This window comes from Marinomonas ushuaiensis DSM 15871 (assembly GCF_000521805.1).
GTDB classification, from domain to species: Bacteria; Pseudomonadota; Gammaproteobacteria; order Pseudomonadales; family Marinomonadaceae; genus Marinomonas; species Marinomonas ushuaiensis.
Map to the genome: position 1 here is coordinate 126,979 of NZ_JAMB01000008.1, position 14,773 is coordinate 141,751.

At 41.6% G+C, this 14,773-nt stretch carries 16 protein-coding genes and 1 other RNA gene; 4 read left to right on the forward strand and 13 right to left on the reverse strand.

All coding sequences use genetic code 11. From position 1 onward, the window contains the following. Positions 1 to 37: 37 nt before the first annotated feature. Both dnaK and grpE read right to left on the reverse strand, forming a co-directional pair. The gene (gene dnaK, locus MUS1_RS10335; protein WP_036162226.1) at positions 38 to 1,960 is read right to left on the reverse strand and encodes a molecular chaperone DnaK; all 1,923 of its coding nucleotides are present in this window, start codon (positions 1,958 to 1,960) and stop codon (positions 38 to 40) included. Positions 1,961 to 2,061: 101 nt separating this feature from the next. Continuing rightward, the gene (gene grpE, locus MUS1_RS10340; RefSeq protein WP_036162227.1) at positions 2,062 to 2,640 is read right to left on the reverse strand and encodes a nucleotide exchange factor GrpE; all 579 of its coding nucleotides are present in this window, start codon (positions 2,638 to 2,640) and stop codon (positions 2,062 to 2,064) included. A 183-nt stretch (positions 2,641 to 2,823) separates the two neighbouring features. Here grpE and recN point away from each other — a divergent pair, with 183 nt between their 5' ends. Continuing rightward, on the forward strand, positions 2,824 to 4,494 hold the full coding sequence (gene recN, locus MUS1_RS10345) for a DNA repair protein RecN (RefSeq protein WP_036162228.1): 1,671 nt from the start codon (positions 2,824 to 2,826) through the stop codon (positions 4,492 to 4,494). A 152-nt stretch (positions 4,495 to 4,646) separates the two neighbouring features. Here recN and fur read toward each other — a convergent pair whose 3' ends face one another. Then, complete coding sequence (gene fur / locus MUS1_RS10350) at positions 4,647 to 5,057, reverse strand: ferric iron uptake transcriptional regulator (RefSeq protein ID WP_036162230.1); 411 nt, start codon at positions 5,055 to 5,057, stop codon at positions 4,647 to 4,649. A gap of 69 nt (positions 5,058 to 5,126) precedes the next feature. Between fur and MUS1_RS10355 the strand changes: the two genes are divergently transcribed. Further along, the gene (locus tag MUS1_RS10355) at positions 5,127 to 5,444 is read left to right on the forward strand and encodes an outer membrane protein assembly factor BamE (RefSeq protein WP_036162231.1); all 318 of its coding nucleotides are present in this window, start codon (positions 5,127 to 5,129) and stop codon (positions 5,442 to 5,444) included. Here the strand turns inward: MUS1_RS10355 and MUS1_RS10360 are convergent. From MUS1_RS10360 to MUS1_RS10370, 3 genes are read right to left on the reverse strand one after another with little or no spacing between them, the layout of a single operon-like run. Further along, on the reverse strand, positions 5,441 to 5,725 hold the full coding sequence (locus MUS1_RS10360; RefSeq protein WP_036162233.1) for an RnfH family protein: 285 nt from the start codon (positions 5,723 to 5,725) through the stop codon (positions 5,441 to 5,443). The genes MUS1_RS10355 and MUS1_RS10360 overlap by 4 nt on opposite strands. A gap of 1 nt (position 5,726) precedes the next feature. Beyond that, positions 5,727 to 6,158 carry a type II toxin-antitoxin system RatA family toxin gene (locus MUS1_RS10365; RefSeq protein WP_036162235.1) on the reverse strand — a complete coding sequence of 144 codons (432 nt, stop codon included), beginning with the start codon at positions 6,156 to 6,158 and terminating at the stop codon, positions 5,727 to 5,729. A 1-nt stretch (position 6,159) separates the two neighbouring features. After that, positions 6,160 to 7,518 carry a sodium-dependent transporter gene (locus tag MUS1_RS10370; RefSeq protein WP_036162237.1) on the reverse strand — a complete coding sequence of 453 codons (1,359 nt, stop codon included), beginning with the start codon at positions 7,516 to 7,518 and terminating at the stop codon, positions 6,160 to 6,162. Positions 7,519 to 7,697: 179 nt separating this feature from the next. Between MUS1_RS10370 and smpB the strand changes: the two genes are divergently transcribed. Together smpB and ssrA are read left to right on the forward strand one after the other, a co-directional pair. Beyond that, positions 7,698 to 8,174: an SsrA-binding protein SmpB gene (smpB, locus tag MUS1_RS10375; RefSeq protein ID WP_036162239.1), complete on the forward strand. Its 477-nt coding sequence runs from the start codon at positions 7,698 to 7,700 to the stop codon at positions 8,172 to 8,174. A gap of 131 nt (positions 8,175 to 8,305) precedes the next feature. Further along, positions 8,306 to 8,667, forward strand: a transfer-messenger RNA (tmRNA) gene (gene ssrA, locus MUS1_RS15935). Positions 8,668 to 8,787: 120 nt separating this feature from the next. Here ssrA and MUS1_RS10380 read toward each other — a convergent pair. From MUS1_RS10380 to MUS1_RS10410, 7 genes are all read right to left on the reverse strand, one after another. After that, complete coding sequence (locus MUS1_RS10380; RefSeq protein ID WP_036162240.1) at positions 8,788 to 10,539, reverse strand: bifunctional lysophospholipid acyltransferase family protein/GNAT family N-acetyltransferase; 1,752 nt, start codon at positions 10,537 to 10,539, stop codon at positions 8,788 to 8,790. Then, on the reverse strand, positions 10,536 to 11,006 hold the full coding sequence (locus MUS1_RS10385) for a hypothetical protein (protein WP_036162242.1): 471 nt from the start codon (positions 11,004 to 11,006) through the stop codon (positions 10,536 to 10,538). The genes MUS1_RS10380 and MUS1_RS10385 overlap by 4 nt, the downstream gene beginning before the upstream one ends. Positions 11,007 to 11,017: 11 nt before the next feature. Next, entirely contained in the window at positions 11,018 to 11,458 is a 441-nt protein-coding gene (locus MUS1_RS10390) for a YHS domain-containing (seleno)protein (protein ID WP_036162244.1), read from the reverse strand. Positions 11,459 to 11,506: 48 nt separating this feature from the next. Further along, the gene (locus MUS1_RS10395; RefSeq protein ID WP_036162245.1) at positions 11,507 to 12,262 is read right to left on the reverse strand and encodes an NRDE family protein; all 756 of its coding nucleotides are present in this window, start codon (positions 12,260 to 12,262) and stop codon (positions 11,507 to 11,509) included. A 2-nt stretch (positions 12,263 to 12,264) separates the two neighbouring features. After that, complete coding sequence (locus tag MUS1_RS10400) at positions 12,265 to 12,822, reverse strand: DinB family protein (RefSeq protein WP_156924883.1); 558 nt, start codon at positions 12,820 to 12,822, stop codon at positions 12,265 to 12,267. A 76-nt stretch (positions 12,823 to 12,898) separates the two neighbouring features. Then, complete coding sequence (locus tag MUS1_RS10405) at positions 12,899 to 14,023, reverse strand: hypothetical protein (RefSeq protein ID WP_036162246.1); 1,125 nt, start codon at positions 14,021 to 14,023, stop codon at positions 12,899 to 12,901. Beyond that, positions 14,020 to 14,604 (reverse strand): DedA family protein, encoded by a 585-nt coding sequence (locus tag MUS1_RS10410; RefSeq protein WP_084035602.1) that lies wholly within the window; start codon positions 14,602 to 14,604, stop codon positions 14,020 to 14,022. The genes MUS1_RS10405 and MUS1_RS10410 overlap by 4 nt, the downstream gene beginning before the upstream one ends. Between the last annotated feature and the right edge of the window lie 169 nt (positions 14,605 to 14,773).

Sequence of the window (14,773 nt, forward strand, 5' to 3'; positions counted from 1 at the left end):
CTGCCTATAAAGAGGCAACGAAATAAGTATTTAACGCTTATTTTTTATCGTCTTTTACTTCTTCGAATTCTGCATCAACAGCATCATCCTGAGAGGAAGCTTGCTCGCCTTCAGCAGGCTGCTCTGCAGCATCAGCAGCTTCAGCGTCGGCATACATCTTCTGAGCCAAAGAGCCAGACGCTTGAGTCAACGCATTGGTTTTCTCTTCGATTTGCTCTTTGTTATTAGACGTTAATGCCTCTTCAAGCTCTGTGATGGCAGTTTCAATCGCCGCTTTCTCTTCTTCTGTTGCTTTATCACCAGCATCAGTCAAAGTTTTACGCGTTGCGTGAATCATACCGTCAGCCGTGTTGCGAACTTGAACAAGCTCTTCGAACTTACGGTCTTCTTCAGCATTCGCTTCAGCATCTTGAACCATTTTTTCGACTTCTTCGTCACTTAGACCAGAAGACGCTTTAATGACGATAGACTGTTCTTTGCCTGTCGCTTTATCTTTCGCTGATACGCTTAAGATACCGTTCGCATCAATGTCGAAGCTTACTTCGATTTGTGGCACACCACGTGGAGCAGGTGGAATATCAGCCAAGTCGAAACGACCTAGAGACTTATTCTGAGAGGCTTGCTTACGCTCACCTTGCAATGCGTGGATAGTTACCGCATTTTGGTTGTCTTCTGCTGTAGAGAACGTTTGTGATTTCTTCGTTGGGATCGTTGTGTTTTTCTCGATCAACGCTGTCATCACGCCACCCATAGTCTCGATACCAAGAGACAAAGGTGTAACGTCTAGAAGAAGAACGTCTTTTACATCACCAGCCAATACCGCACCTTGAATAGAAGCACCAATTGCTACGGCTTCATCAGGGTTAACGTCTTTACGTGGCTCTTTACCGAAGAATTCAGTTACTTTCGCTTGAACCAATGGCATACGTGTTTGACCACCAACCAAGATAACTTCGTCGATATCAGAAGCAGACAAATCCGCATCTTTCAATGCTTGACGGCAAGGCTCAAGAGATTTAATAACAAGCTCTTCAACCAAAGACTCTAACTTAGAACGAGTCAATTTAACGTTCAAGTGTTTAGGGCCAGTTGCGTCTGCTGTGATGTAAGGCAAGTTAACTTCTGTTTGAGTAGAAGATGACAATTCTACTTTCGCTTTTTCACCCGCTTCTTTCAAACGCTGTAGTGCTAGTGGATCGCTGTGCAAATCAATACCAGACTGTTTTTTGAATTCAGCTGCTAGGTATTCGATTACGCGCATATCGAAATCTTCACCACCTAGGAATGTATCACCATTTGTAGACAATACTTCGAATTGTTTCTCGCCATCTACATCAGCAATTTCGATGATAGAGATATCGAATGTACCACCACCAAGGTCAAAAACCGCGATAGTAGAGTCGCCAGCATTTTTGTCTAGACCGTAAGCCAAGGCAGCCGCTGTTGGCTCATTAATAATACGTTTAACTTCAAGACCCGCAATTTTACCCGCATCTTTTGTTGCTTGACGCTGGGAGTCATTGAAGTAAGCAGGAACCGTGATAACCGCTTCAGTAACTGGCTCACCTAGGAAATCTTCTGCTGTTTTCTTCATTTTCTTCAGGATTTCAGCAGACACTTGTGGTGGCGCTTTCTTCTCGCCTTTTGCTTCAACCCAAGCATCGCCGTTTTCTGCAGCAATGATTTTGTAAGGCACCATAGAGATGTCTTTTTGAACTACGTCGTCTTTAAAACGACGACCAATCAAACGCTTAACCGCGAAGATTGTGTTCGTTGGGTTAGTAACAGCCTGACGTTTTGCAGACTGACCAATTAAAATTTCGCCATCTTCTGTGTAAGCAACAATAGACGGTGTGGTGCGATCGCCTTCTGCGTTTTCAATAACACGAGCTTTCTCGCCATCTAAAACAGCAACACAAGAGTTCGTTGTACCTAAATCAATACCAATGATTCTACCCATGGTTTGTATCTCCAATATATTCGTTTGTTTCGTTGATAGTTCTGTATTTGGGTACGCTTCTGAGTATTTCAAGCGCCTACTGTCAAAAAAATGACAGTCAATTAAGCTGCGCTTGAAACCACGACCATTGCAGGGCGCAATAAGCGACCTTGAAGCGTGTAACCCTTCTGTACTACATCCATTACCGTATTCGGTTCTAATTCTGGATTCGGTACCATTGTCATCGCTTGGTGCAATTCTGGGTTGAAAGGTTCGCCATGTGGATCAACGACTTTTACTTCGAAGCGCGCCAAGGTTTCAAGCAAATCTTTCAGTGTTAGCTCAACGCCTTCACGAACAAGATCTTCTTCACCGGTTGCAGGCGTGGACGTCAAAGCTCGTTCTAGGTTATCCGCAACACTAACAATAGCCTTGGCAAATTTTTCAATACCAAACTTGTGCGCTTTTTCAACATCTTGCTCAGCACGACGACGAACATTTTGCGCATCAGCGTGGGCACGAAGTGCTGCTTCTTTGTATTGAGCAACCTCTTCCAATGCTTTAGCAAGCTCATCATTTTCGGTCACTTCTTCTAAAAGCTCTGCTTCAGGCTCTAAAAGCTCTTCTACTGCTTCGTTTTGCGTTTCGCTTTTCAAATCTGGCTCCGTTTCTAGGTTAGGATTTTTTGGCTGATTACTCATCTTTTACTCCAAATAACAGAAACAATTCATTCTCTGTGCTGGTTATATGGGGTCAGCTTTTTACCTTTCAACAGTAAAACCGCATTAATTTCATGGGAATTAAATATGCTAACGACACTTGTCAAAAAACAACCAAATACTGTATAAATAACCATATGTATTTTTTCTTTCTTGGAGCCCTCTATGCTGACTAGCATCGCTATATCCAATTTTGCTATTGTTGAAGCGTTAGAACTTGAGTTTAAACAAGGCATGACTGTTATTTCAGGTGAAACCGGTGCGGGTAAATCCATCATGGTGGACGCCTTATCGCTTTGTTTAGGTGATCGCACCGATGCTTCTGTCGTAAGACATGGAGAGAAAAAAGCCGATATCAGCGCTAGCTTCGACATTCAACTACATCCACACGTCCAAAAATGGCTTGAAGAAAGAGACTTAGAGCATGATCAGCATTGCATATTACGCCGCGTAATTAGCAAGGAAGGTCGATCAAAAGCTTACATTAATGGTCGCCCTTGCACTTTAAGCGACCTAAAAGAAGTTGGCAGCCAATTAGTCGATATTCACGGTCAACACGAACACCAGTCTCTATTGAAAAAAAATGCCCAAAGGCAGCAGGTTGATGAGTATGGCAAACTCACAGATCTCACAAAAAAGGTAAGTGCCCAACATGCGACTTGGCGGCAATTAAAAGAAGCTCTGTCTGCTCAGCAAAATCGATCTTCTGAACAAAACGCTAAAATTCAACTTTTGTCCTACCAAGCACAAGAACTAGAACGATTAGATTTAAAAGAAGGTGAAATTGAAACACTGGAAACAGAACAGACGTTTTTATCCAACATTGCCGACTCCCAGTTCAAAGCGTACCAAGCAAGTAACATTCTAATTGATAGCGACGAAGGCAATGTTTGTTCTTTACTTCATCAAGCACTGAATAATGCCAGCCAAATTCGCCCAGCAACAAAAGAATTAGAAAGCGCATTAGAAATGATGAACGCGGCATTAATTCAAGCTCAAGAAGCAGCCGACAGCCTTCACCACTATCAAGATACCTTGGAGCAAAACCCAGAGCGCCTGACGGACATCGAACGACGTTTATCGGACATTTATGAAACCGCTCGTAAACATAGAATGCTTCCAGAAGCGCTGCTTTCTTTAAGAGAAAGTGTTGAAACAGAGCTAGCAAGATTACAAGGCAATGACGAAAGCCTAGAGTCTTTAAAAGAGAAAGAAGAGCAGGCTTATGAAAAACTCACAGCACTAGCCACGACACTGACAGAAAAACGCATCATAGCCAAAGATAATCTTGCGCAAAAAGTAGAAGAACAAATTCACGGTTTAGGCATGCCTTATGCGCGTTTCTTTATTCAGTGCCAGCCATTAAACCAAGTAACTGCGAATGGCTTTGAAGATATTGAATACATGATTGCATCAAACCCAGGCCAACCTGCTCAACCATTACGTAAAGTCGCATCAGGTGGTGAGCTTTCTCGTATTAGTTTGGGCATTCAAGTAGTTACGGCGCACACTTCTATTATACCAACTCTGGTTTTCGATGAGGTCGATGTCGGTATCAGTGGTGGTATTGCAGAAGTCGTCGGGCGCATGTTGCGCTCGGTCGGGAAACGCGGCCAAGTATTCTGCGTGACACATTTGGCTCAGGTCGCTGCACAAGGCAATCAACATCTACGTGTTAGCAAAAACATTTCTGATGAAGCAACCTCTTCGCAAGTAGAGTTACTCAAGGATCAAAATCGCACACAGGAAATCGCGCGCTTACTAGGCGGCTTGGAGCTCACTGAACAAACCCTTGCTCACGCCAGAGAAATGCTGGGCAACGTGCAACTTCAATAAATCAAGATAAAACGGTAGTGTAAAAAAAGGAGGTTAAGCATTGGCTCAACCTCCTTTTTTATTAGATAACCCGTTTAATAAATAGGTTACTTTTAAAATACAATATCTTTCCGACAATGATAGCTTAGAAGACAACGTCGCCTAAAAAGCACTTACTTTTTCTTTGGGCGCACGTGCAAAATCAAACTATGGTCTTCAATTTCAAAACCATGCTCTTTAGCAATTTCATGCTGACGTTTTTCAATAATAGGATCAACAAACTCAATCACTCGGCCACTTTCTAAACAAATCATATGATCATGATGGTCGCCTTTCGCTAGCTCAAAGACCGCCGTGCCAGCTTCAAAGTGATGACGCTGAACCAAACCAGCGGTTTCAAATTGAGTTAATACACGATAAACGGTCGCTAAACCAACATCTTCACCTTGATCAAGTAGCGTACGATACACATCATCGGCACTCATATGACGGTCGCCCGCACCTTCAAGGATTTGTAAAATTTTCACTCGTGGTAAGGTTACCTTGAGTCCAGCTTTCTTTAGCTCTTGATTTTCACTAGTCATGAGTCATTCTCTATTCGTTCTTGTTGATAATTACTTTATCATTAGCATACCAAAGTAAGGATAATACAAATGAAAAAATTAGCTTTTATACTATGCATCACACTTTTAATTAGCGCGTGCGGTTTATTTCCGCCTCCGTATAAAGTTCCAGTCACACAAGGCAACCTTATAGCGCAGGAACAACTATCACAGTTACAAATTGGTATGTCCGAATCTCAAGTCACTTACCTATTAGGAACACCAATGGTAAAAGACACCTTCAAAGCAAACGAATGGCACTACCTATACACTGCTCGCAACGCAACACCAGACACCAAAACAAGCGATGTAAACGACCTAACACTAACATTTAGTGATGGCGTTTTAAAACAAATTAAAAACAACTAGTCTTTAGCTGTTTTTGCTGCACGATTGGCCCTAGCTTGTTTAGGGTCAACGAGCAATTCTCGATACAACTCAATACGCTCACCTTCTTTTAAAGCTTGCTCTTCTGGGTTACGTACCGATTTACCAAAAATACCAACTTTCACTGTTTCCAAATCCACATCTGGAAAGAAAACATTAATATTAGAACGACGAACCGCATCACGTACGGTACAACCTTCTTCTACTTCTAATGACACAATTTTTTGCTTCTCAGGCAAAGCATAAGCTACTTCTATTCTCATACTACTCACCGTACACCACTTTTGCTCGTTTGCTAAAAGAATCCACCATCGAATTCGCAATTTGACTAAACACCCCACCAAACGCAAATTTCAGCATACCGCTTAACTCAAAATCGATAGACAAGGTAACCTTACAACTTGTTGGCGATAATTCAGTAAATGTCCAAACGCCATGCAAGCGTTTGAAAGGCCCTTTTACTAACGTCATTTCTATTCTATTAAACTCTTCCAAGAAATTTTTAGTTGTAAAAGATTGAGTCATTGGTCCTTTACCAACTACTAAGGATGCAACAAGCTCCGTTGATGTTTGTGAAATCAAAGTAGAATCCAAACAACCAGGTAAAAACTCTGGATAACCATTAACATCGTTTACCAAGGAAAACATTTGCTCACAACTATAATTAACATGAGCAAAGCGTTCTATACTACTCAAACTAAACTCCTATCCAACCAGCAACGGTAATCACGATCATTGCTGGGATACTGATATATTTCAATGTTTTATAAAACCATTGGAAGTGGCTCGACTGCTTTGTAATCATCTCATTCTGTAACATAGGACGAGGAATAAACCAAGCAACCAAAATAGACAGTGAAATCGCACTCAATGGCAAAAGCACCAAAGACGTGAAGACATCTAACAATTCAAAGAAATTCAGATTAAAGACAATTTCACTGTCCCAATGATTAAAGGATAACAACACCGCAATACCAATAAACCAAACAGCTAATCCAGTGAGAAATGCGGCTTTAATTCGCGCCATGTAAAACTTCTCATGTAACCAAGCGACAAACAACTCCAACATCGATATTGCTGAAGTTAATGCTGCGACAACGAGCAATAGAAAAAACACGCTCGCAAAAAATTGACCACCAAGTAAATTACCAAAAATAATAGGCAAAGACACAAAGGTTAAACTTGGTCCTGCTTCCACATCAATTTGAAACGCAAAAACCAACGGAAAAATCACCAAACCAGCAAGCAAAGCCACTAACAAGTCCACACCAACTACAATACTGCATGCACGAGCAATCGACATACGCTTATTAATATACGCACCGTAGGCAAACATCGCGCCCATACCGACGCTCAGACTGAACAAGGCTAGACTGACAGCAGCCAATACCACCTCAAACGTAATATCTTGCCAAGCCCACTGAAACATAAACTTCAATGTGGCCGGCATATCACCAACTGTTATTGAATAAACCGCCAATAAACCCAAAGCCACAACAAGGATAGGCAATAAAACTCGAACAACCGCAGACAAACCGCGCGTAACAGATTGCCCAACAGTTATAACGACCAACACCATAAAGACAGAATGCCATAACAACATTTCAACAGGTTCTTTCAATAAAGCAGTAAACATGCTGGACGCGCCAACTTGATCTAGCCCCTGAAAATCACCCGATATCGCACGCTCTAAATACGCCAGCGCCCAACCGGCAATTACACTATAAAATGTCAGAATCAAAAAACCTGTCACACCCGCAAGCCAAGGCACAAACACCCAAGCAGAATGTACGATACGACGTTCACTCAAATCATTAACTGTATCAATAGGGTTAGAACGAACCGTACGCCCTAACGCCACTTCCGCCATCAACACAGGCAAACCAACCAGCAGCAAACACAAACAGTAGACAAGCAAAAATGCACCGCCGCCATTTTGCCCAAGCACATAAGGAAACTTCCAAATATTCCCCAATCCAACAGCAGATCCACTGGCGGCAAAAATAAATATCCACGGACTAGACCAGATACCTTGTAAACATCGATTTTCAGGCATAAATTAAGCTCTAAATAACAACAAGTGTTTTAAAGGATAGGAAGAAAACACAAACGTGGCGACACATTCGCAACACCTAGCCGAACAAATAAGTAACAGGTATGAATTTTCTTACATTCGAGCTCATACCTCAAGAAAAGCATAGGTTTTTACCTCTATCGACCGTATAATTTCACACTATGAGTAAAGTAAAGAAAAAATCCAACAGTACAGGCACAATCGCGCTCAATAAACGTGCAAAATACGATTATTTTGTTGACCAAAAATTCGAAGCCGGATTGGTTTTGTCTGGTTGGGAAGTAAAAAGTCTGCGCGAAGGCAAAGCCCAATTAGTCGACTCTTTCGTTATCATCCACCAAAATGAAGCGTGGCTTGTTGGCGCACGTATCACACCACTACTTAGTGCTTCAACACACGTAGTCTGTGAACCAATGCGTCAACGTAAATTGCTCCTTAATCGCAAGGAACTTGATAAAATAATTCAAGTTACCGAGCAAAAAGGCAAAACCTGTGCGGCCATGGCGCTGTACTGGAAAGGCAATAAAATCAAATGCGAAGTGGCACTCGTAACCGGTAAGAAAGAACACGACAAACGTGATACCGAACGAGATCGTGATTGGTCACGAGACAAAGAACGATTAATGAAACACGCCTAACACTTAGATCAAACAATTAAGATTAAAGCGTTAAAGTAAAAAACACCAAGATCGAATAGTGAAGAAAGAAAGCAATTCAGCGTTAACTCTAGCGTAAGCATATTGTTTGGGCTAGAATTGCGCTACATCTTGGGGACGACATGGTTTCGACGTCGGTTACAAACCCAAAGGTGCATGTCGAGAGTGATGCGTGATCTCGTTAATCCCCCGCATCAATTTTATAGTCGCAAACGACGAAAACTACGCTTTAGCAGCCTAAACCGCTGCTAGTGTGCTGTACTCAGGTTGCTTGTAGCCAGAGATTCTACAGTATCATAAATTACGAGATGCTAACTGATGCCCCGCCTAGGGATAAGGTTCTAAGACTAAGTAGGCTCGCCATTAACACCCTGTCCTTCGGGCGGTTCGTGGTCAAATAATAGAAGTGACTATGCATGTAGAGCCGATGGCAGAGGACTGACGGACGGGGGTTCGATCCCCCCCGTCTCCACCAATAATACGGTTGTCTTTTAGAGAGTTTGCACTTTGAAAGGGAACTGGATGCACGTATGAAGCATCACATAAATAACCACCTTAGGGTGGTTTTTTTATGCCTGCCATTTAATTCAAATAACTATTTGCCGTGAAAAGAGAAGTAATCCTCTGCTGCTTGTCTGCCCATGTATTTCCCAAGGGTTTTCAGCGGCACTTTGCGTAAATCAACAACGATTAAACCGTCTAATGTATCGTGAAATGCAGGATCAACATTGAAACAAACCAGCTTGCCATTCATTTTCAAATATTGACGCAATAAAACAGGAAGCCCTTTGCCTTGCTCCATACGAGACAGTATTTTTGACAGTAGCTCAACACTGGCCAACGCAGACAACAAATTCGGTTGCCAGAATTCCGATCCTCTTTTACGCAACGGCGTAGAGGCATTTACCAGTTGTGCTTTTTCTTGATCATAGTGGTGTAAAGACAAGGTTTGCGCCATCAGTTGTCGGGCATTTTCGCTGTAGTCATTGCTAATACTAACTGGACCAAAAAGGTGAGTGTATTTAGGGTATCGTGACATCAATGCCGCAATGCCTTTCCACAACATAAGCAAAGAGTTTAAGTTCCTCTGATATGCTTCGGCCACCACAGAACGCCCTACTTCAATGCTGTTATCTAACGTATCTAAGAAGGCTTGATCGTAATGAAATAAACTGCGAGAGTACAAACCATCTAGACCACGCTCTTTGAGCAGCTTATCAACAAAACCTAAACGATATGATCCAACTATTTGCTTGTCTATTTTATGCCAAACAAACAATTGCTGGTAATACTCATCGTATTGATCAATATCGCAAGCTAAACCACTTCCTTCGCCAACACCTCGGAAACTTTCTTCGCGAATACGGCCAATTTCCTGCATCAAGTTAGGAATCGCCGTAGTCGGTGTACAGTAAACGGCAAAGTCACCTTGCTCTAACAATAAAGCATCCATTGGCAACTGAGCCAACTCGCTTATCAGTTGTTCTTTCTCAATGGGAGCAATGATCGGTTGATTGTTATTTTGAGATGACGACTTTTGCACTTGTTCATGGTCTGGGCTCATCAAATAGGTGTTGAGTCTAAGATAATTCACCAAGTCTTTTTCTTCATCAAAATTTTTTAATTCAGAAAAAGGAATAGCGCTGCCAATAGACAGCGCTATGTTTTTAGATTGTTTGTTTAGTAACTCTTTACCAAGTAACGCCGTGCGTAATAAGGGATGCACACGTCCAGCTTGATAAAATAAAGCACTGTTCTTGCCATCAACAAAAATAGGTACGGTTGTCGCTTGGCTACGATTGATAAATTTCGCTACCGAATTACGCCATTCGACATCAGCCAATACTTTGCTGCCTTTTGGGTAAGTCGATACCTCACCGGCAGGAAATAATACCAACAAACCGCCATCGGCTAAATGCTGGTTTGCTTCACGAATTGCTAAGCTATTGGTTTTTCGTGCTTTTTCGCCGCCAAAAACATTAACACCGATAAAAAGATCGCTAATCTCAGGAAGGCGTTTCAACATTTCATTTGCCAATACTTTGACGTCTTGGCGAACGGAAGCCAGCATATCTGCGACGATCACGCCTTCAATAGCACCTAACGGGTGATTCGCCACGATAACAACTGGACCTTCTTTGGGAATATTATCCAGAGACCCAGTGGCAATGCTGTATTCCACATTGAGAGCTTTCAATGTGTAGTTCATAAACTCAAAAGTGGATGTGGTTTCAGGTCGCTGCTGGTAGAAACCATCCAGCTTACTGAGCCCTGTCATCCATTCCAAAAAGCGTTCTCCTATACCAAACGGCGTAACTCTTGGTAAACGAAAAGGACTTTCGATCATAAAGTGTTCTCTTTCTTAAAAATGACGCCATATAACTTGTTCAATGTCCCTGTTTCATCTTTTAAATCGCGCAGTGAAAGAAAAACCGCAGACAACCAAACCAAACACGCCATACCAAACAGTAAACCACCATCGTAACCAACAATCTCACCGACTTCGTTGAACTCAGGCATGATGACACCAAGCGGCGTGAATAGGTGAAAAATGATCGCACCAGACATAACACCGACAGCCATCAAAGCACCAAGACCATGAAAACGAGAGAAAAGTAGAAGCGTTGCGATAAGCTCAGCCGTACCAATGACGTAAGCACCATAATCAGCGAACAAAGTCAGCCCTGACCATTCGCCTAAGGTGCCAAATATATAGTTTGTTTCGTATGAGCCTGTGAATTTGAAAAACAAAGACTGTACAAATACAAATCCGATAAAAATCGCAGGTATGTGTTTCATTGGTTTAAATGTCATTGGAATTCTCTCTATTTAGTAATTAATTTTGGCCAGTTTTTGTCAGCTTGTTGAATGTGTAATACACGATCAGCATCCCATTTTTCTTTAACATCTTTACTGTAGTTCAGGTAAAGCTTTCCGTCGACAATCGCCCATTGCTGAGGATCTGAAGACGCAAAATCATTTTGATCAGAAATTGCCCAAGCACAATATCCACCATACTGTGGTGCGTATTTTTCTGGATCTGCATTAAACATATCTAGGTGTTTTTTGGACACAAAAAACCAATCTGCGCCTTGATACTCTACTTGAAATTCTGAACTACCTTTAATCGGCTGATTATCTGTAAAGTAAGCTACCGTGTCATAACCACTTACGGCTTTATTGCTAAAAAAGCCTGTGTATATTGCATCTGCAGCGTAACTAAAATGACTTACAAAAAGCAGCACCACTGCCAATATTATTTTCATACCTCTCTCCTAAAATGAACAGTTAAAAGTGCGATCTAAGTCGGTAACCTAGGCAGGTATAGCGACTGATTTTCGATTCGGTAATTTATGCGTACCTTGTAACAAGGCTTCGGTCGTCAAGTTCATACAAGGAGAGCCGGCCACATAGCGCATTTCTTGCCCTTGAGGCGTCACAATAATATGAGTGAAACTAACGGTTTCTGCGTCTTCACGGTGCATGCACACAGACTTATGAGATTCCTCATAATGATGCTGCTTATGGAACATCAACAAAGAACTCTGAGTCGGTTTTTCACCAACAATCTGTTGATAAGCCAACTTACGAGTTGCTGTAACCTGTGGCAAATCAACACCAGACGAAAATAAGGGCGAATCCGTTGGGTGGATAACAGACTCTGAACCGTTCCACTCTAACGCCATAACACGGGTCTTTCTATCTAATAGGTTTAAGTCAAAAGCCAACAAAATAAAAGGTGCAAATTGAGGCAAGGTTAAAAGCTGAAAAGCGTTACAAACACCATCCACACTGATTTCTTTTGATAAATGTTTTAACAATAAGCCACGACTAAACAAGGCAGCTTTTGGGTTGTCACATTGATAATTATTTAACAAACATAAAGCCACACCATGCTCATTCACACTGATCCAACTACCCTGTCCGACAGGATCAATTGGCATCAAAACCTTAACACCATCCATTTCCTGAGTACGAGGAGGCAAAGCCTGTGCGCGCGTTTTTTGTTCATCACGATTGAAAAAAATTTGGTAGCCGTTTTGATCAATTAACCAAGAAACAGAACACATGATTATTGGCCTCGCAAATAAGAAAGCGTGTTTGGCGCAAGACCAAAAGTATCACTGATGTTTAAATTCAATAAACTGATCGTCACTTTTGCCATGGCAAAATGGTGATTCGCATGCAAGGCAACAAACGTCAGTTCACGCTCTAATGTCGACGTCATAGAATGAGCTTGTGTTTCTGTCATAGACACTTCAGTCAAAATGGTAACGGGAGCAGCTAGTTCAGCATGACTCATACTTTCTAACCAATGAATCAAATGATCTATTTCTTTAATCGCCGTTACGCGAGATTTTTCTACCGCGTGACCACGTCGTCTAAAGTTGTAATCAATTACCTTGCCATTGGCCAAGTTAATTGCATGAAATAGATCCAGTAAATGCCGGAAGTGCTCACCAATAGTACTGGTAATATGTGGAGCGGCCGCCCAGTTATATTGGTCATCACTCAAGGATTTCAGACATTCATTACCTTGCTCTAAGGCTTCAATACAGCCTAGAGAAACAGCTAACGCTCGACCTTGAGGTTCATTGTCTGCTGCTGTTTCTTTTATCATTGAAAACATACCCATTATTCTCTTTGGTCATAAATATAAGTGAAGACATTGTCTGTCGCGCTTATTTGCCTTATTTCACTTTCGTTTAATCAGTCTCAGGATACTGCTCTGTTAAGCTTTTTTCTTCACGCCAAGCCGCTAAAAGGCTGTTTATTGAAGGAGGTACATGACCCCGTTTTTTCTGTTTCGCACCAATGGCGTACAACAATCTGTATTGTGTCAGCAAGGTTCCGAATATAGTTTTAAGTGGAGTGTTTCTGTCCCAAATATGAGCCGCTTCACTGCTTGCTCCGTTTAACTCTAAAATGGTGAATTTTTCGCCTTTCATAAAGTCATGAAGATTGTCGAATTTAATATCTAAACGTCCATAGTGATAACCATCTACATCATGAAGAATTTCATCAAGTTTTTGCGTTAACTCTGTAGTGATGTATTGATTTCCGTCACGAAAAATAGAGCCGCGACTATGGCTGCCAGCAAAACCAAGCTGAAACTCTTCGTCTTTTTCAGGCACCCAATCTAATTTGTCAGTATGACGTGGAAAATATAAGTGACTAAGCTGACCTGCGCGTGGTGAAAGCTCAATAAGCTCCTTTAAAGTATGCTGTCCATCACCAATAACTGACGGTGCATATTTCAACGTAATGGAGATAATCTTGCCTCGTGACTCTCCTGGATTACGAACATAAAAGACACCAGCTTCCGCTTGATAAGGCGCTTTTTCTTGTAATAGAAAGCGAGCATCAAAAGGAAAGTCATTAATGTATTGCTCTAATTGCGTTTCACTTTTAAGCAATTTTACACCCACACCTCGACAGCCTAAATCTGGTTTTGCCACCAATGGAAAGTCTAATGACAAGCTCCCCATCGCAGTTAATGCCATCTGAGTTTGGCTTTCTAATGAGCCATGATTTTTAGTCAGTGTGGTAAAAGGCGAAATCCAAGGTTTAGCAACGGAACCAGCCAAACTCATAATGTCATGTTTAGATTCACCCACCATGCCACTTAACTTGATGCTTGGATTTACAACAAGCGGTAAACGCAAGTCACGATAAAAAATACCCTGAACCAAACTCTGCAAAACAACAGGCGTATAAAAGAACCAAGCGGGCAAAAATTCATAAGGCGAGATACTACGTTTGGTATCCGCTTCTAACACTGGCATACCTGCATTAATTTTATGGGGTGGTATTAAAAGCGTTGAACTCATGAAAGACCTTTTGATAATGATTTGTTAACTAAACGATTGACGATAAATAAAACGCCAACCGCAATAGGAATAAGAACCCATTGGTACTGAGATGCTTGCAACCAAGCAAGGTTACCCAAGTAATAAATAATCGAGAAAATAATCATGGTCCATAAGGCTGTCGCCGAAAGAACCGCAAACATAAAAAAAGGTAACGGAATGGCAAAAAAACCACTGAGGGTAAACCCAATCGTACGCAATCCCGGAACAAAACGAATCACAAAAAGATTAATAAAAACGCCTTTATGCAAACGAGTTCGCAATATTTTGAAATAACGATTAGTTAATGCTTTATACCGCAAGTAACGGCTTCGCCTGCCCAAATGACCTAAAAAATATAAACCAAGATCACCACTGGCAATACCAACAAAAATGGCCAACAAGGCAGCGGAAGGTTGCATATTCCCTTGCGCCGCTAATGAGCCTGCCGTTACGATTGCCAAGTCTTCTGATAAGTAAGACAACAACACAATGCCAGAAAACAGCAACAAGACACTTGATGCGCTTTCAGAGACAAGAAAGGCTTGTAGTTCAGCAATCAATGCAGATCCTTTAATTAAAATAAACTTGAAGCCCTGCTCCTTCTGGATAAATACCCACTCGGATATAAAGGCACCCTGACTGCTTTCAATTCATATCGATAAGTTAAGTAGTAGATTACGCTTTTTTCATAACTTTCTATAAACTTAGTCGCACAAAAGTAACTTTTTA